This window comes from Agathobaculum butyriciproducens, from assembly GCA_003096535.1.
Classification (GTDB): domain Bacteria; phylum Bacillota; class Clostridia; order Oscillospirales; family Butyricicoccaceae; genus Agathobaculum; species Agathobaculum butyriciproducens.
On the sequence record QEKJ01000006.1, the window covers coordinates 1 to 17,193 of the forward strand.

Here is a 17,193-nt window from a genome sequence, read left to right on the forward strand (position 1 = left end):
TCGGACATTTTTGCACCTCCATTCGGATTTTTTGTAATAAAAAAACTTACCTCGAGGACTACTCCTTTGCGGTAAGTTAATTATTGCATTTTGGGTCTGCTGATATTACAAAGAATTGCTATTGCGGCCCACCCTGCCGCGGTGTTATAATGATAAATTGTGAAAGTGTATAAACCACGCGCATGATTTTCTGCGCGAAAACAATCACGGAGGTTTACTCTTTTGAAAAAACATCGCTATACCGCGGCGGCCGTAATGCTCAGTCTTTCGATGCTGACCGGCGCCGCTGCCGCCGATTATTCCGATTTAAAGCCGCACTGGGCCGAGCAGGCCATGGAATTCGCCGTACAGTCCAATCTGATGGACGGCATTTCGGAATACACCTTTGCTGCAGATGCACCTGCGACCCGCGCCTGTCTGGTGCAGGCGCTGTACCGCATGGAGCACGCGCCTGCAGCTGACACAGTGCTTACCTTTCAGGATGTCGCGGAGGATGCGTCCTTCCTGACCGCGGTTCAGTGGGGTGTGTCCAACGGCATCATCACCGGTTACAGCGACACGGTATTTCGCCCCGGCACCTCACTTACGCGCGAGCAGTTCGCCGTTATGCTGTACCGCTTTGCCGAATACAAAAAGCTGGATGTGGCGGCACAAAGCGCTCTCTCCGGCTACACGGATGCTTCTTCGATTCATCCGTATGCGCAGACCGCTATGCAGTGGGCCAACGCCGAGGAACTGATCACCGGCACGACCGCGACCACGCTGTCTCCGCAGCGCACGGTCTCCCGCGCACAGCTGGCGACTATTTTGCAGCGTTTTGCGCCGATGGTCTCCTACCAGCAGCGGGAAACCGATGCACCGAAGCCGCCGCAGACCCATTCCTACACAGCCTTCACCACCAAACTGGGCGACGTGACGCGCAGCGAGACCGAACAGGACCTGACCGAAGTCCATCGAGCGACCCGCCGCTACACGGACGGTCAGGGCTGCGCGGTTGAGATGGGACACTCTGCCGCCGTACTGGATGCACCCGCGCACACAGCCGCGCAGTTTGAGATGAAGGGCACGTCCGGCACCGTTCGCTGGTACGACACCGCAGCGTCCTCGTGGAAACAGCAGCCGCTCACTGCGGGTACGCTGCCGAGCGGCATGTACTTCCTGCGGGTGGACGGCGTGGACAGCATTCTCGTCACGCCGATGACCTATGCCGCGCGAGACAACGGCATGATCGAGTATTTTCCGGGCAAAAACGGCTCTCTGAAGATCGAGCGGACAGCTTCGGGCTTCCGGTTCTCCGTGCAGGTCGCGGCTCTTACGCAGGGCACCTACAGCGACTATCTGCTGCTGACTTCTCAGCAGACGCTCATCGACTGGAGCGACCCGTCCATGCTCAGCCGCTGGGCGAACTACAGCCTGATCGGCACCAACCGCTGGTGCTACAACGGCTACTACTATACCGCACCTTCAACCTACTATCCGTTCGACGAGAACTACTTCTACTCACTTCCGGCGGCGCATATTGCCGGCAAGATGGCAAACGACACCGATCAGCCGGCCTCCCGCGCGATCGGTCTGGCGATGATCGACCTGATGCGCGAGCAGCAGAACGAGTACGGCTTTATCCCCTCTCAGGCGGGCAGCACATGGCTCAAGACGGATTACGGCATCGAACCCGGCTACTACGATACCCGCTTCAACACGGATTTCTGGCTGGCGAACATCAACGCAGCCGAAAACTTCGGCGTGACCGGCTGGCTGGACAAGACCCGCAAGTATGCGGATTTTCTCGTCAGCTTTGCCGAGCAGCATCACTTCACCTTCGGGCCCGGCGATGACGAGGGATGGCTCGTGCAGGATTACTGGCACCCGAACGGAGAGTCCTCGCCGACACACGCTTCGCTCAACCATCATGCCGCCGAAGCCGAATTCCTGTACCGGATGGCAGACGCAGTTGATGAGGACAGCTACGCCGTCCTCGCTGACCGCATGGTGCGCGGCATTGAGCAGAGCGAACTGCTGTGGTACAAGCCGGACGGTGATCTGAACTACTCCTACAAGCCGGACGGCACCTGTTCCGGGCAGGATTATCCGTATTTGACCTACAACGACCTGCTTGAGCTGCAGCGGCTGTATGCAGCCCGGCACGGTCAGGAAAATCCGGCGATCGCCCGTTTGCTGCAGGTCAAGCTGACCTGGATGAATAAAAACGGCGTGACCGGCTACAACAAATAATTTTGGGGACGGAGAGAAATAAACGTGACACCAAATTCATTCGCTTATATCGTCTTTCTGGTGATAGGCGCACTCATTTACCACCCACTGTCACAGAAGGCCAAGAAACCCTTCCTTCTGCTGCTGAGCATCTGGTTTTACGCCATCGGCGGTGTAAAATTTCTGCCGCTGCTGGCGCTGACCGTTGCCTTCAACTTCTTTGCAGCGCAAACGCTGGAACGCACCGAGCGTAAGCGCAGTCTGCTCACGCTGGTTCTTGTGCTCAACCTCGGCGCACTCGGGTTATTCAAATACCTCGGCTTTTTCGGAGAGCTGCTCGGCTGCACCGGTGTGCAGCTCAGTCTGCCGCAGCTGGCCCTGCCGATCGGCATTTCGTTCTATACGTTCGTCATCTGCGGCTATATGATCGACGTGTACCGCGGTCGTGAAGCCGAGCGCAATTTCCTCGATTTTGCGCTGTTCACCACCTTTTTTCCGGCGATCCTGTCCGGCCCGATCGAGCGCTCGAAGAGCCTGCTCCCGCAGTTCAAGCAACCGCGCCGCGCAAACGCGGACGATGTGCGCTTTGCCGCCGAACGGCTCATCGAGGGCACGGTCAAGAAGGTACTGCTCGCAGATAATCTGGCGATTCTGGTCAACACCGCATACGCTGATCCGGCGCAGTTTTCCGGTCTGGAGCTGGCGTTCGCCGCGGTGGCGTATGCCCTGCAGATCTACTGCGACTTTTCCGCCTACTCCGACATGGCGATCGGCTCCGCACGGCTGTTCGGCATTACGCTGATGGAAAACTTCCACGCACCGTACATGGCGCAAAGCTCCAAGGAATTCTGGCACAGATGGCACATTTCGCTGTCCACCTGGTTCCGCGACTACTTATATTTCCCGCTCGGCGGCAGCCGCAAGGGCAAAGCGCGCACCTACATCAACGTGCTGATCGTGTTCGCACTGAGCGGCCTATGGCACGGTGCCGCCATGAAATATGTGCTCTGGGGACTGCTGTTCGGCGTTTTTCAGGTTATCGGCGGCCTGCTGACACCGGCAAAGCAGCGCCTGTGCGCCGCACTGCACATTCCGTGGGACGCAGGCTGGCTGCAGATCATCCGCGTGATTATCACCTTCGGCCTTTCCACGTTTGCGTGGATATTCTTCCGCGCGGATTCTGCTTTGCAGGCGTGTGCTATTATCAAACGCATTGTGACGGCGGCAGGCGCATGCTTCCCGCTTGACCTGACGCATCTCGGTCTGACCGAGCGTGCGCTGCATGTGCTTGCCGTGAGCCTCATCGGACTGGTGCTGACCGACATCATCGGTGACCGTTTTCCGCTGCGGGAAAAGCTGCTGGAGACCGTCTGGCTCCGGTACGCGGTCTGGGTTATCCTGCTGGCAGTGACGGCCGTCTGCGGCGCGTACGGCACCGGATTCAACCCGCAGGAATTCGTCTATTTCCAGTTTTAAGGAGGAATCGCCGTGAAACACATTTTCAAGAGAGAACTGGCGGCCTTCCTTGCCGCTGCGGCAGTGCTCGGCGGTATCCTCGCCGGTGCGACCCATTATCTTACACCGCAGCAGCATGATTACGGCTCGGTCTGGGGCATGTACGAACAGGAGCAGACGGATTCGATCGATGTGCTGTTCTTCGGCTCGTCCGTCACCTACTGCGATGTGGTACCTGCCGTATACTGGGAAAATTCCGGTCTGACCGCCTTTGTGCAGGCCGGACCCGAGCAGCCGCTTCCGCTGACGCTGGATTACTTAAAGGAAAGCCTGCGCACGCAGTCACCCAAAGCGGTTTTTGTGGAGTGCACCGGTATAGCGTTCCACAAATACATGGGCTTTACCAAGACCAACATCGGTCAGATGCCGTGGGGCATCAATCGTCTGCACGCGACCTTTTTTAATGCCGAACCCGAGGTCCGCAAGGGACTGCTGTTTCCGCTGTACTTCTATCACGACCGCTGGACGACCCTCAAGAGCGAGGACGTGCAGCCGTACACCGAGGATATGCTGGCCGGCTACACCTTTCTGTCCGGCGGCACGGACAAGGGTCCGGACGACTGCGAAACGGTTGATATTGCCCCGGAGGACTGGGAACGAAACACGGACGCCCTCGAGGATATTTACGCGCTCTGCCGCAGGAACAATATTCAGCTGGTGCTGTACCGTGCTCCGACAAAGCGTCTGCACGACGCTGACTGGGACAGGCTGACCGCGCAGTTTGCAGGACGCGACGGCGTATCGACACTGAATTGCAACGACTACACCGCGCAGATTGCCGCAGATCCGGAAAACGACTTCTACGACTCACTGCATTACAACTGTGTCGGTGCGGAGAAATTCAGTGCGTTTCTCGCGGACTGGACGAAGAACAATCTCTCGATCTCGCCGGATGAACCGCAGGATACCATGCTGTGGACGGCACGCCTGCAGCATTTCCGCGATTTAACGGCAAATCCGCCGCAGGAGAACACAAACGCATAACAAAAAAGGACTGCTGCACAGGTTTTATCCTTGTGCAGCAGTCCTTTTCTTATGCGCTTATTTCCAGAAATCAGTTTCTTCCTTGATGCCAATGTTCTTCGCGTGAAATACCGGATTCTCACCGCGCTTGCGGCTTGCAACGTAATCATTCAGGCACCTGATTGCCGTGCCGCCAAGAATCAGAATGGTCGGCACGTTGACTACGACGATCATACCCTGCAGCATATCCGCAGTATCCCAGACCAGACCGGCGTTTGCAATCGCACCGATGAACACGATGACCGTAGCAAACAGGCGGAAGAGGAGCAGCTCATGCTTTTTGATGCTGCGGTGCAGGATGAACTCCAGACAGCCCTCGCAGTACGAGTAGTTGCCGAGCAGCGTGGTGAACGCGAACAGCATCATCGCCACAGCAAGGAACACCGGACCTGCCGTGCCGAGCGTGGATGCGATAGCATTCTGTACATAAACCGCGCCGGCGATTTCCTCGGTTGGAACAACGCTGGTGGACAGACACATGAACGCCGTTGCCGTACAGATGAGCAGCGTGTCGATGAATACGGACAGCATCTGCACCAGACCCTGCTTGGCCGGATGGGAAACAGATGCGGTTGCGGCTGCATTCGGTGCAGAGCCCATACCTGCTTCGTTCGAGTACAGACCGCGCTTTACGCCGTACATGATGCAGCTGCCGGAGAAGCCGCCCATCACGGACTGGAAGTCAAATGCGTTGCGGAAGATGGACGCGAACATGCCCGGTACATTCCTGATGTTCAGGCAGATAATGAGCAGCGAAACCAGTACATACAGGATACCCATGAACGGAACAAGGATTTCGGTGATGCTTGCCAGACGCTTTGCGCCGCCGAGTACCATTACGCCGAACAGGAACGCCAGAATGACGCCGATGAACGCCGGCGTGATAACCGGATGGTAGAACTTGAACACCGAGAACGTGGACTGCAGATTGTACGCCGCCAGCATGTTATAGCCAACTGCGTAGATCAGGATGATGAGCACCGAGAAGATGACACCCATCCAGCGCTTGCCGAGTGCATCGCGCATGTAGTACGCAGGACCGCCGTAGCAGCTGCCGTCCGGTGCACGCTTTTTGTAAATCTGCGCGAGCGTAGACTCGATGAAGGCGGTTGCACCGCCGAGCAGTGCGGTTACCCACATCCAGAAGATAGCGCCCGGTCCGCCGAGGCAGATTGCCGTGGATACACCGATGATGTTGCCCGTGCCGACACGCGACGCGGTGGAGATCATGAGTGCGCCAAACGAGGAAATGCTCCCCTCGCTTTCCGGCTTCTCCATGATGACCTTGCACGCGTCCCTGAACAGACGAATCTGGATGAACCTGCAGCGGAACGTGAAGTAAATGCCGCTGACTACCAGAAACAACGGCACAAACCACGGCTGATACAGTACATCCGATATCGCTGCGATAACGGAGTTGATCGTTTCCAACATAATTTCTATTCCCTTTCCAAAGTACTTTTGTTATCGGTTGTAGTCAACCGGTAACATTTATTTATTATTATACAGGAATTCGACAGACTTCTCAAGCACAAGTTATACCTTAATAAAATAAGTGTTCCAGTACCCACGCAAACGCCTTTGCCGTGCGGCAGTCTGGCTGCTGAAAATGCCCGCCGCTGTTCCATTCCAGTGTGCAGCTTACGTTTTTCTCCTGCAGGAGCGCATACGCTGCCCGCATGCGGTCACCGACGGCAGCCATCACCGGATTGCGCGTCTTTTCCTCGCGGTTGCCCAGGCTGAGATAGACGGCAGCGCTGTGCAGATCATGCACCTGCATGTACTCCAGAAATTTCGGAAACCACAGCGACGGCGAGGCTGCCGCGATGCCGGAAAAACGGTCGGTCCGATATGCGCTCCACAGGGCAAACAGCCCTGCCATTGAGTATCCGCCGATGATGTATCGTCTGTCTGCGTCCTCACACAGCGGCAGGATTTCGCGGAGCAGTGCCGCAGCACCGTCTCCGAAGTCCTCATGGCCGAAAACCGCCGGTGCGCACCACGGAGACAGGTCGTCGTTCCACCTTTCAACCTTGACGGCAATCAAACGGAACGGCTGTGCAGTCAGCCGCTTGATCTCTCGGATTTCGTTCTCGATGGCTGGCAGGTCGTGGTCCCCAACCGGCTGCAGCAGCACGTTTTTCGCATTCGGCTCGCCGTATTCGTAAATCCTCATGCAATCCTCTTCTTCTATGCATTTTCGCACTGATTTTACCACAAAATGCACCGCACCGTCAAATTTGCAGTGATTGACAATCCGCGTCCGCAACGGTATGATAGATGCAAAGGGTAAAAAGGAGTTTCCGCTATGGAAAAATATATACTGGCGCTCGATCAGGGCACGACAAGCTCGAGAGCGATCTTATTTGACAGCGAACAGAATATTCTCGCCATCCGGCAGCATGAGCTGACCCAGCATTATCCGCACGAGGGATGGGTCGAGCAGGACCCGATGGAAATCTGGTCCACGCAGTATGCAGCTATGCTCGAGGTGCTGGCTGCCGCCGATGTTTCTCCGTCCGATGTGGCGGGCATCGGCATCACCAACCAGCGCGAGACGACCATCCTGTGGGATAAAAATACCGGACGGCCGATTCACAACGCTATCGTCTGGCAGTGCCGCCGCACAGCGGATATTGTGGACAGGCTGGTGCAGGACGGTCTGTCCGGGCACATCCGCCGCACGACCGGTCTGGTTCCGGATGCGTATTTTTCGGGAACGAAAATCAAGTGGCTGCTCGACCATGTGGAGGGCGCACGAGAGAAGGCCGAGCGCGGAGAAATCCTGTTCGGCACGGTGGATTCCTGGCTGGTGTGGAAGCTGACCGGCGGCAAGGTGCACATTACGGACGCGACCAATGCCGCACGCACGATGATCTTCGATATTCACCGTCTGGACTGGGACGATACCCTGCTTGAAGCGCTCGATATTCCCCGGGCGATGCTGCCGCGCGTGTGCTCCTCAAGCGAGGTGTACGGTTCTGTTTCCCTGCCGGGCGGCGATATTCCGATTGCAGGCATTGCAGGCGACCAGCAGGCGGCGCTGTTCGGTCAGACCTGCTTTGCGGCAGGCGATGCGAAAAACACCTACGGCACGGGCTGTTTTCTGCTGATGAACACCGGCACGACCGCCTGCGAGAGCAAAAACGGCCTGCTGACCACCATCGGCATTCAAATCAGCGGAGAGACGCAGTACGCGCTCGAGGGCAGCGTGTTTGTCGGCGGCGCCGTCATCCAGTGGCTGCGGGATGAGATGCGCTTTTTCTCCGAGAGCCGCGATGCGGAATACTATGCGGGCAAGGTGAAGGACACCGGCGGCGTGTACCTCGTACCTGCATTCACCGGTCTGGGCGCGCCGCATTGGGATATGTACGCACGCGGCTGTCTCATCGGTCTGACGCGCGGCACGACCCGCGAGCACATCATCCGCGCCGCACAGGAGTCCATCGCCTATCAGGTGAACGACCTGCTGACCGCCATGAAACGCGATACCGGCACTGCCCTCTCCTCCCTTTCTGTGGACGGCGGTGCTAGCCGCGACAGCTTCCTGATGCAGTTCCAGAGCGATATTTCGGACTGCACGATTCGCCGTCCGGTCATCCGCGAAACAACCGCGCTCGGCGCATGCTATCTTGCCGGACTCGCGACCGGTGTGTGGCACAGCCGCGAGGAGCTGAAGCAGCTCTGGCGGTGTGATACGCTGTATGCGCCCTCGATGGACGAGAATAAACGCCGCAAGCTGCTCTCCGGCTGGGATAAGGCGGTTGGACGGTCGCTTGATTGGGCTGAGCATTAAAAACAGCAAAAAGTAAACCCGAAGTGCAGGTGTAAAACCTGCACTTCGGGTTTTGTATTTAAGGCAACACCGCACAATTAAAGCGGCGGCTCCTTAATCTGGTTTAGTCGTTCGCTTGAATCCATGCGGGCAGCTACTCGATATTCAGCAGCACATCATCGGCTCCGGCCTCGAGGAACATCTGCCGCGCACGGTCAAGTGCGGCCTGCTTTTTCTCAGCGGAGAGTGCCTCATAGGCTGTCTGCGTCATGCCCATCACACTGCTGCCCTCGAGCACGCCGAGCGAGCGGACACCGGCGTTCTTGCCCTCCCGGATGTCGGACACAGTGTCACCGACCTTGATGACCGTCTGTACGGACGGCACCCCCCCTCGCTCACGAAAAGACGGGTTGTCAGAAAGCTGATAAGTCATCAATCGTCCTCCTTTGGGTCTGCGTGTTCCATTGGAACACACTCGACTTGGTGATGTGTAAACGATACGACATTAACTTCACTCCATCGGCATATGAGCGATTTCATCGAACTGTGCTTGATACTTTGCAGCGCAGGCAGGGCAAATATGCTGTTCACCGATTTGCACACGAGTTGGCTTACCACAAAAGACACAAGCCGTTGAATGTTTTGCGACAATTACTTTCCCGTCAGCAGCGGAAATTTCAACCTCCATGCCGATGGGCCAATTAAAGGTTTTCCGAAACTCCTTGGGAATGACTACGCGACCGAGATCATCTATCTTACGAACCGGACCCATTTCAGCCATTTCACAGTATCTCCTTGTATTATAGAGTAGTAGTTATTAGATCCCCTCTCCAAGGGCTGTGCTACAATGTAAAGGATGCTGTGGATTGGTTCGCAACTCCTACCGTCAGACGGTTCACGGAAGGCTCCGACCACAGCCCTTTACGGTATTGTTAATCAGTTAGATACCGCCAGACGGTTTATGTTGAACAAGGTTACAAGAGTAAAGTGTTCTGTGGAACCGGCATCAAATAAACATATCGGAGGTATTCATTATGATTTGTGTGGGTATTGATGTTGCCAAGGATAAGCACGATTGCGTTATCCTGAATTCGGAAGGGAAAGTCCTTGCAGGTGTATTCACCATTCCTAATAATGCAGATGGATTTGATACCTTGCTACAAAAGATTCACGGCTGCACAAGTCCAGATGACAAAATAAAAGTAGGACTTGAGGCTACTGGACATTACAGCTACAACATTCTCGGATTTCTGCTTAACCAAGGCCTGCCAACCTATGTTATCAATCCGCTGCACACCAACCTTTTCCGAAAAAGTATGAGTCTTCGTAAAACCAAGACTGATCGGGTTGATGCTAAAACTATCGCAGCTATGCTTATGTCTAATGTGGACCTCAAGTCCTACACAGATACAGCATACCACAACGAAGAGTTAAAGTCACTAACCAGATACCGATTTGATAAAGTTCAAGAAAGAGCTCAACTGAAACAATCGGTTTCTCGTTTGGTTACCATACTGTTTCCAGAGTTAGAAAAACTGGTGCCAACGCTGCATATGTCGTCTGTTTACGCACTTCTCATTGAATTTCCCGGAGCAAAGCAGATTGCCGAAGCTCATTTGACGCACTTGAAATCTCTCCTGAAAGATGCCTCTAAAGGCCGATATGGACGAGATATGGCAACAGAAATTCGTGATGCTGCCAAGCGTTCAATCGGTTCTGTTATGCCCGCTAAATCGCTTGAGTTGCGTCATACAATCCGCTTGATCCGTGAATTAGATTCAGAGATTAAAGATATTGAAGCAGCTATTGAGGCCATCATGGAAGAACTTCAGTCTCCCATTACGACTATTCCCGGCATGGGTTTTCGCATGGCAGCTATGATCCTTGCCGAAATCGGTGATTTCTCCTTTTTCGATTCTCCAGACAAGATCCTTGCCTATGCAGGCATGTCACCGTCCACCTATCAATCAGGGCATCTTTCATTGGCTGGAACCTACTCTCACATGGAGAAACGAGGCTCTCGCTACTTGCGCTATGCGCTTTACAACGCGACCAAGTATGTCTGCCATTGGGATCCGGGCTTTGCGGCTTACCTTGCTAAAAAGCGAGCTGAAGGAAAGCATTACAATGTTGCACTTTCTCATGCCGCTAAGAAATTGGTTCGGCTGATCTACGCCTTGGAGAAATCTCGGCAGCCGTACAGGCGTGCAGCTTAAGTTCTTATAATAAGCTCAGTTAGGCGTCCGACGGACGTCAGCTTTGCCATACCTTTTTTGAATCGTCTGCATTATTTTCACCTTTCCACACATTTGGGGTTGACTTCTAATAGTTAGTCTTCCGTTATACAGATATAAAAAACTTACCTTTGAGGTGTGTTCCTCTTGGTAAGTTTAATATTACATTTTTCGTCGAAAAATGTAATGCGGTTGCCACTTTACAAAAACGGTATATCGTGGTATTATAATCTATACCACGGTAAGGGAGGTTTCGCCATGGCTGTTGACAAAAAGGGCACAAAGCAGATTGCGGCCAACAAAAAGGCATGGCATGACTACTTTGTCGAGGAAAAGTATGAAGCGGGCATCGAGCTTGCGGGTACCGAGGTAAAGTCTATCCGTCTGGGACAGATCAATCTCAAGGATTCCTTCTGTTCGTTCAAGGACGGTGAGATTTTCGTGCGTGGCATGCATATTTCGCCGTACGAAAAAGGCAATATCTTCAATAAGGACCCGTTGCGCGTGCGTAAGCTGCTCATGCACAAGCGCGAGATCGTCAACCTGTTCAGCAAGACCAAGCAGGACGGCTATTCGGTCATTCCGCTGGCGGTTTATTTCAAAAGTTCGCGCGTGAAGGTTGAAATCGGTTTGTGCAAGGGCAAAAAGCTGCACGATAAGCGTGACAGTATCGCCGCACGCGATGCAAAACGCGAGATGGACCGTGCGATGAAAGAGCGTAATCGTTAATCAAAAAATGGAAAAGCTGAGAGCAGAATCATTCGCTATTCTCAATTTTCCATTCTCCATTTCAAAATGGGGCCGTAACGGGTTCGACGGGGGTGTTGAAGCCGGGATAGCGGGCCGCAGTGGGGATCTGCGATAAAAGCTCCAACTGTTTATAAATTAAACAACAACAATTATACTCTTCAGGCTGCCTAATTAGGCTTAGCCCGTCGGCTCAGAGAGGACCACGGCTCAGAGACCCGGCGTCGATTAGTGGTGAACGTGTACGAGGTAAGAGTTGCCCTCGTCATGTAAAATGACTCTACCAAAACGGTAAGCCTGTTTGCCGGCGTGCCGCGGCGGGAATCTTAATCGACAAACTGCGCCCGGAGAAGTCCCCGTGGATGCGCTTTCGGACAGGGGTTCAACTCCCCTCGGCTCCACCAAAACCAACACAAAACCGACGGTTTAGACCGTCGGTTTTGCTTTTATCTGCAGCAAATAATATTTTTGTGAGAATGCGATTTTGCGTTGCAGCAATTTGCAGCCATTGACAGCCGCAAAATTCCATGGCATCGTTAAGCCACAGAGGTGAGGAGCATGGCATATGGCAGCATTACACAGCGCGGCGACAAGTACCGCGTGTGCTTTGACTACGGCGTTGACCGCGAGGGAAAGCGTGTTCGCAAATACCGGACGTTCGACACGAAACGCGACGCGATCCGTGCGTTCAACGAGCACAAGGTCAAGATGGACAGGGGACGCAGGTCATGCCGAGCGAATACGCGTTCGCGCAGTGGCTTGACTACTGGTACGATAATATTATCGTGCCACAGATCGAGCAAACGACGTCATACGGTCATCAAGCATCATAATCTGCTGACGAACACGCTGAACGCGGCGGAGCGGCAGGAGTACATCACGAAAAATCCAATGCGTGCGGTATCGCCCCCGAAAAAGCGTCAGCGCGAGGCGAAGTTTTACACGCCCGAACAGCTTGGTGTTCTGCTCGCCAAGGCTGTCGGAACGCGGCTCGAGCTGCCGATGTTTATCTGTGCGTATCTCGGACTGCGCCGCGGCGAGCTGTGCGGCCTGCGGTGGAGCGATGTTGACCTTGAACACCATACCATCACGATTGAGAATACGCGCACGCAGGCCGGTAAAAAGGAAATCGAGAAGGGCACGAAAACGGCGTCCTCTACGCGCACGCTTTATCTGCCGGATACACTGTGCGATATGCTGAAGGCAGCAAAGGAGCATCAGCAGGCGTGCAGGGCAACGTACAAGAACACTGTGATTGTGATGGAGGACGGCAGGCCGTTCCGGCCGAATTATCTGTCCGAGCTATTCGGAAAGTTCCTCGCGGACAACGACCTGCCGAAAATCGTGCTACACGAGCTGCGGCACACATTCGCGTCGCTGTCCAATCAGGCGGGCATTCCGGCGTACAATATCGGTAAGGCGCTCGGCCATTCCACGCCGGCCACCACGCAGAAGATTTACACGCATCTGCTCGACCAGACGCACACGCAAGCGGTTGAAGGCGTGGCTGCAATCGCGGACGAGGCACGCCGGAAGGCAGGCAAGGAATATCTTTTACAGCTTGCGAAGGCGCTTATTGATGAAATCCGCGTGTGGGACCCGATGAAGTTCGGGGGACTGCAACGAGTACATGGAGGAAATCCAGTCAATCGGAGGGCGACTCGAGCCGCATACGGATGCGGCAGCACTCGGCAATATGCTTTACGAGACGTTTCGCGCGTCCTTCGGCACCCGCTCGTTCCGGTGTACGATTGAGGAATGCAAGGCAGTAGCGGAAAGAGCATTTGAGCAGGTGCAGAGGTGAGGAACGCGACAGAGTATATCCTGATGAATAAGGATGTGCCGTATGCGCTGTTCTCCTGCGCGCAGGATGAATTTGGCGAGGAGAGTGCTATTCTTCGTGAGTGGTATACCAACCTGCGGCCAATCGGCCTGCAATCGCTCACGGCGTGGCTTGAGAAGCGCAGAGCGCCCAAACGACGCAAACATATGGAGCAGCTTCTCGAGCAGTACGGCTGTGTCGGTCTGGAGGGCTTTCTGCGTGTGACGCATGCGCTGTCAGCGGCGTCAAGTAAAGTTCGCAAAAAGGCTCCTGAAAAATGAAGTTAAGCTATGGTGGTCAGTGTGGCCGCAATGGATGCATGGCTTATGTAGGCTCTGGAAACAGACCAGTCCTCGGCGTATTCCATGAGATACGCTGTCACCAGACGAACATAAGAACTTTCATTCGGAAAGATTCCAATCACGCGAGTACGTCTGCGGATTTCACGATTCAATCTCTCAATCATGTTGGAAGATGAAATCTTTCGCGCGTCCAGTATGGGGAATGCATAGAAGACCAGAGAATCTTCCAACCCCTCTTCAAGACACTGAACCGCTTTCGGAAAGCGCTTGGCATAGGAGTCCACATCGAGTGGGGGTGCGGTTCTAATGAGAACGCTAACCGTCTAATCCGGCGATGGTTTCCAAAAGGTACTGACTTCTCCAAAGTGACGGCAGCACAGATCGCTGCCTTGCAGGACTGGATCAATAACTATCCACGCAAGGTTCTCAACTGGTCAATCTCCAATACAGTGTATGAACTGTATATGCAGCAGGAATAAACCGTTCAAATCGCATATTTTCTCATTTTAGGAGTGGCGAAAAAAGTCACTCCTTATCGGCGCACTTAAAATACCGAAAAGCGTGATAATACGGTGTATACAAGCCTAAAAAGCGAAGATATTGTATGCTTTATATATATTACCTAAATTATGCAACTCAGTTTTTGGCAAGTTTACTATTGCAACTCAGCCATTTCATTTTTCGATGGGTTTCGCAGTCTCCCCTGTTTTTCTGCAACTTCGAAAAGGAGAACGGCAGTCGGGTTACTCTTGCGTTTGTTTCGTGAAATATTCGCAATTCACAGATACCGTACTGCTACACATAGCGGCTGCTCTGCGCAACTCTTTTGTCTGGTGATCATGCACGGCGCCTGCGAATTATATTTATCAACACACTTTACCGTAGGATGCGACGACTCGTCACACCGTATGTAACTCATCTGCGCCTTGCCTAACCGCAGGGGCGCACCATGTGCGCCCGAGAACACGTTCGATATGGCGTTGCGTGGGAGCACAATGTTCTCCCCTACGATATAACATGTGCCAATCGTTCAATGCGGTGCGCCGAGTCGCCTCACCCTACGATATATGTAATATAAAACATGAAAAAGGGTAAACCATCGTTTCTCTTCACTCTCCGAAAACTCCTAACTCCTGTCTTTCATCTAATCCCCACTCCCGCAAACAAAAAGAGGAAGGCTCAACGCCTTCCCCTTTCAAACTTTCTATATTACTGCTCTCTAAAGTGCACCTCACCGGTCTCAGCGTCCATGCCCTCCACGATAGCGAGCGACTCAAGCTGATAGCCCAGATTGCGGATAATACGGCCGCCCTGCTGGAAACCCTTCTCCACGGCGATGCCGATGCCCTCGACCGTACCGCCGGCCTGTGCCACGATGGAGATCAGGCCCTGCAGCGCACAGCCGTTTGCCAGAAAATCGTCGATAACAAGCACATGGTCGTCCGGACCGAGGAACTTCTTAGAAACGATAACCTGATTCTTACACTTATGCGTAAAGGATTCGACCTCGGCAACATAAACCTCACCGTCGATGTTGACGCTCTGGGTCTTCTTTGCAAACACAACCGGAACACCGAAATGACGTGCCACAATGCAGGCAATGCCAATACCGGATGCCTCAATGGTAACGATCTTGTTGATCGGCTTGTCCGCGAAACGGCGCTTGAACTCCTCGCCCATCTGATCAAACAGGTTAATATCCATCTGATGGTTCAGAAAGCTGTCTACCTTCAGAATGTTGCCTTCCTTAACAACGCCATCCTTGACAATTCGTTCCTCTAAAAAGTTCATGCTGCCACTCCCTGTTTTTTGCTTTATTTTCATCAGCTCTGCAATAGCTGCACTTGGTATTTTATCATTGTACTATACTTCGACAGGTTTTTCAATCATTCGTGCGGAAATTATTCCTCAATTTTCTCCACGTACTGCTGAATGATTTCCGCAACCTGCTCATGCGTGCCAACAGCGTTGATAAACTCCAGCAGCGCATTGGCCGTCATGTGCGCGGGCAAATCCAGCGCGTGCAGCACGGCAGCGCGGCGTGCGGTGCTGTCGGGTCTGCCGGACAGTCCCCACTCGTAAAAATCCGCCTTGGTGATGACCGGATGCACCGGCATTTCGCTCTCGTCCTGCTGTGCAAAAGTTGCACCCGCTCGGCGGAGCGCATCCAGAATCACCTGCGGACGCATGCCCTCCACGCCTAGCTTGCCCTCCTTGGAGCCGTGTCGCTTGCGGCGTTCCTTGCCCGCGATATCAGGCACATACGCCTGCTTGACGCAGCCCTTCGGCAGCGCGCCCTTGAGATAGTTGCGGATGACAAAACCCGCACCGTCACTGTCGGTCAGCACAATGAGACCGCGCGTTTCCGCGATACGGCGCAGCAGCTTGAGCTGGTCTTTATTGTTAAAAATGCGGAATCCGCCGCTTTCAAGCACCACGGTGTCCACCACCTGCCGGACGGTGTTCACATCATACCGGCCCTCTACCAGAATTGCTTCCCTGATGCGTGTCATTTCTTTTCCCCCTTCAGCTCTGCCGCCATGGTGAGCAGCGTCAGCTCGATCTGCTTCTGCCGGTCTGCTGCGCCGCCCTTGAGTGCGGCATCGGTCTCCGCGCACAGCGACGCCGCCTTTCGCAGCCAGCTGAGCGGCACACGCCGTGCTGCATTCTGAATCTGCCTTGCGTAGTACGGCGATTTCGAGCCAATCATCTCCATCAGCTGTTTTTCGCCGCTGCGGTTCTCCGCGCACAACTTGGCAGCATACAGACGCTGGATGTGACGTGTGATGGCGGTGAAGATCATGACCTCGTTGTTCTTCTGCGCGAGCAGCTCCCCGACGAGTGCGACCGCCCGATCAAACCTGCCTGCGGTTACCGCGTCGGTCAGGTCGAACACGACTGCATCCAGCACCGGCGAGCATACCGCATCGATGTTATAGCGCTTGATAACGCCGGTCGTGGTGTGCGCGGCTGCCTTTTCCATCTCACCGGCGAGGTTGGTCATGGAATTGCCGCACAGGAAGATCATGTACGACGCATCTCCCGGTTCGATCATGCAGCCAAGCGCCTTTGCACGACGCTCGAGCCACGCCACCAGCTCCTGCTCCTCTGCGTGTGCGAACTCGGCAAAGCAGGCATGCTTCTCGAGCGTTTTGTACAGCTTGGTGCGCTTGTCCGGCTTGCCGTCCAGCACGTCGTAGTAGAACACGAGGCAGACGTACTCCGGCAGATCACCAAGTACGCTCGGCAGCACGTCTGCGAAACCGGCAGGCGGCTTGAACAGGTCGAAGTCCTTGACGATGATGAGCTTTTTATCTGCCATCGCGGGATAGCTGTCAATGGCTTCGGTCAGCATTTCCGGTGTCAGACCCTTGCCCTCGAACTCAATAAGATTGAAATCCGCAAAGGTCTCGTCCACCACCTTCTGCCGCAGCTGCCGCAGATAGTATTCCTTCATGTAGCTTTCCTCGCCCGAAATGATGTACAGCGTGGCAAATTCGCCGTTTTTCAGGTCGCGGATCAGCTGTGATTTTCCGTTTGGTTTGGTTTCTCTTGCCGCCATGT

15 protein-coding genes, 1 other RNA gene and 2 pseudogenes are annotated in these 17,193 nt (G+C 54.3%); 10 read left to right on the forward strand and 8 right to left on the reverse strand.

Annotated features, from left to right (window positions below; translation table 11 throughout):
• Positions 1–222: 222 nt before the first annotated feature.
• From C7386_RS06320 to C7386_RS06330, 3 genes are read left to right on the forward strand one after another with little or no spacing between them, the layout of a single operon-like run.
• Positions 223–2,232, forward strand: coding sequence for an S-layer homology domain-containing protein (locus C7386_RS06320; RefSeq protein ID WP_116705083.1), 2,010 nt, complete (start codon positions 223–225; stop codon positions 2,230–2,232).
• Between the two features lie 24 nt (positions 2,233–2,256).
• A complete protein-coding gene (locus C7386_RS06325; RefSeq protein ID WP_165815486.1) occupies positions 2,257–3,687 on the forward strand; it encodes an MBOAT family O-acyltransferase in 1,431 nt (476 codons plus the stop codon).
• Positions 3,688–3,699: 12 nt separating this feature from the next.
• Positions 3,700–4,710, forward strand: coding sequence for a hypothetical protein (locus C7386_RS06330; RefSeq protein ID WP_116705085.1), 1,011 nt, complete (start codon positions 3,700–3,702; stop codon positions 4,708–4,710).
• Between the two features lie 57 nt (positions 4,711–4,767).
• Here C7386_RS06330 and C7386_RS06335 read toward each other — a convergent pair whose 3' ends face one another.
• Both C7386_RS06335 and C7386_RS06340 read right to left on the reverse strand, forming a co-directional pair.
• Entirely contained in the window at positions 4,768–6,183 is a 1,416-nt protein-coding gene (locus C7386_RS06335; protein WP_116705086.1) for an alanine/glycine:cation symporter family protein, read from the reverse strand.
• A 109-nt stretch (positions 6,184–6,292) separates the two neighbouring features.
• Positions 6,293–6,925 carry an alpha/beta hydrolase gene (locus C7386_RS06340; RefSeq protein ID WP_116705087.1) on the reverse strand — a complete coding sequence of 211 codons (633 nt, stop codon included), beginning with the start codon at positions 6,923–6,925 and terminating at the stop codon, positions 6,293–6,295.
• Positions 6,926–7,057: 132 nt separating this feature from the next.
• Between C7386_RS06340 and glpK the strand changes: the two genes are divergently transcribed.
• Complete coding sequence (gene glpK / locus C7386_RS06345; RefSeq protein ID WP_116705088.1) at positions 7,058–8,545, forward strand: glycerol kinase GlpK; 1,488 nt, start codon at positions 7,058–7,060, stop codon at positions 8,543–8,545.
• Positions 8,546–8,678: 133 nt separating this feature from the next.
• Here the strand turns inward: glpK and C7386_RS06350 are convergent, their stop codons facing one another.
• Positions 8,679–8,957 carry an HAD hydrolase-like protein gene (locus C7386_RS06350; RefSeq protein ID WP_116705089.1) on the reverse strand — a complete coding sequence of 93 codons (279 nt, stop codon included), beginning with the start codon at positions 8,955–8,957 and terminating at the stop codon, positions 8,679–8,681.
• A gap of 78 nt (positions 8,958–9,035) precedes the next feature.
• The gene (locus C7386_RS06355) at positions 9,036–9,305 is read right to left on the reverse strand and encodes an AbrB/MazE/SpoVT family DNA-binding domain-containing protein (protein WP_116705090.1); all 270 of its coding nucleotides are present in this window, start codon (positions 9,303–9,305) and stop codon (positions 9,036–9,038) included.
• 253 nt (positions 9,306–9,558) lie between these two features.
• Here C7386_RS06355 and C7386_RS06360 point away from each other — a divergent pair, with 253 nt between their 5' ends.
• The 5 genes from C7386_RS06360 (at position 9,559) to C7386_RS06380 (ending at position 13,608) form a co-directional block, all read left to right on the forward strand.
• A complete protein-coding gene (locus tag C7386_RS06360; protein ID WP_110435693.1) occupies positions 9,559–10,740 on the forward strand; it encodes an IS110 family RNA-guided transposase in 1,182 nt (393 codons plus the stop codon).
• 276 nt (positions 10,741–11,016) lie between these two features.
• Positions 11,017–11,487 (forward strand): SsrA-binding protein SmpB, encoded by a 471-nt coding sequence (smpB, locus tag C7386_RS06365; RefSeq protein WP_116705091.1) that lies wholly within the window; start codon positions 11,017–11,019, stop codon positions 11,485–11,487.
• Between the two features lie 68 nt (positions 11,488–11,555).
• Positions 11,556–11,909, forward strand: a transfer-messenger RNA (tmRNA) gene (ssrA, locus tag C7386_RS06370).
• Between the two features lie 154 nt (positions 11,910–12,063).
• Complete coding sequence (locus C7386_RS06375) at positions 12,064–13,260, forward strand: site-specific integrase (protein ID WP_110436979.1); 1,197 nt, start codon at positions 12,064–12,066, stop codon at positions 13,258–13,260.
• 45 nt (positions 13,261–13,305) lie between these two features.
• Positions 13,306–13,608, forward strand: coding sequence for a hypothetical protein (locus tag C7386_RS06380; protein WP_133241585.1), 303 nt, complete (start codon positions 13,306–13,308; stop codon positions 13,606–13,608).
• A 2-nt stretch (positions 13,609–13,610) separates the two neighbouring features.
• Here C7386_RS06380 and C7386_RS06385 read toward each other — a convergent pair.
• Positions 13,611–13,910, reverse strand: a pseudogene (locus C7386_RS06385) (transposase); the annotation flags it as partial.
• A 9-nt stretch (positions 13,911–13,919) separates the two neighbouring features.
• Between C7386_RS06385 and C7386_RS13700 the strand changes: the two are divergent.
• A pseudogene (locus C7386_RS13700) lies at positions 13,920–14,108 on the forward strand (transposase); the annotation flags it as partial.
• 730 nt (positions 14,109–14,838) lie between these two features.
• On the opposite strand, the gene C7386_RS06390 reads toward C7386_RS13700, so the two are convergent.
• The 3 genes from C7386_RS06390 to holA form a co-directional block, all read right to left on the reverse strand.
• Positions 14,839–15,420 (reverse strand): xanthine phosphoribosyltransferase, encoded by a 582-nt coding sequence (locus tag C7386_RS06390; protein ID WP_110436982.1) that lies wholly within the window; start codon positions 15,418–15,420, stop codon positions 14,839–14,841.
• A 110-nt stretch (positions 15,421–15,530) separates the two neighbouring features.
• Complete coding sequence (locus tag C7386_RS06395; protein WP_110436983.1) at positions 15,531–16,142, reverse strand: ribonuclease M5; 612 nt, start codon at positions 16,140–16,142, stop codon at positions 15,531–15,533.
• Positions 16,139–17,191: a DNA polymerase III subunit delta gene (holA, locus tag C7386_RS06400; protein ID WP_110436984.1), complete on the reverse strand. Its 1,053-nt coding sequence runs from the start codon at positions 17,189–17,191 to the stop codon at positions 16,139–16,141. The genes C7386_RS06395 and holA overlap by 4 nt, the downstream gene beginning before the upstream one ends.
• Between the last annotated feature and the right edge of the window lie 2 nt (positions 17,192–17,193).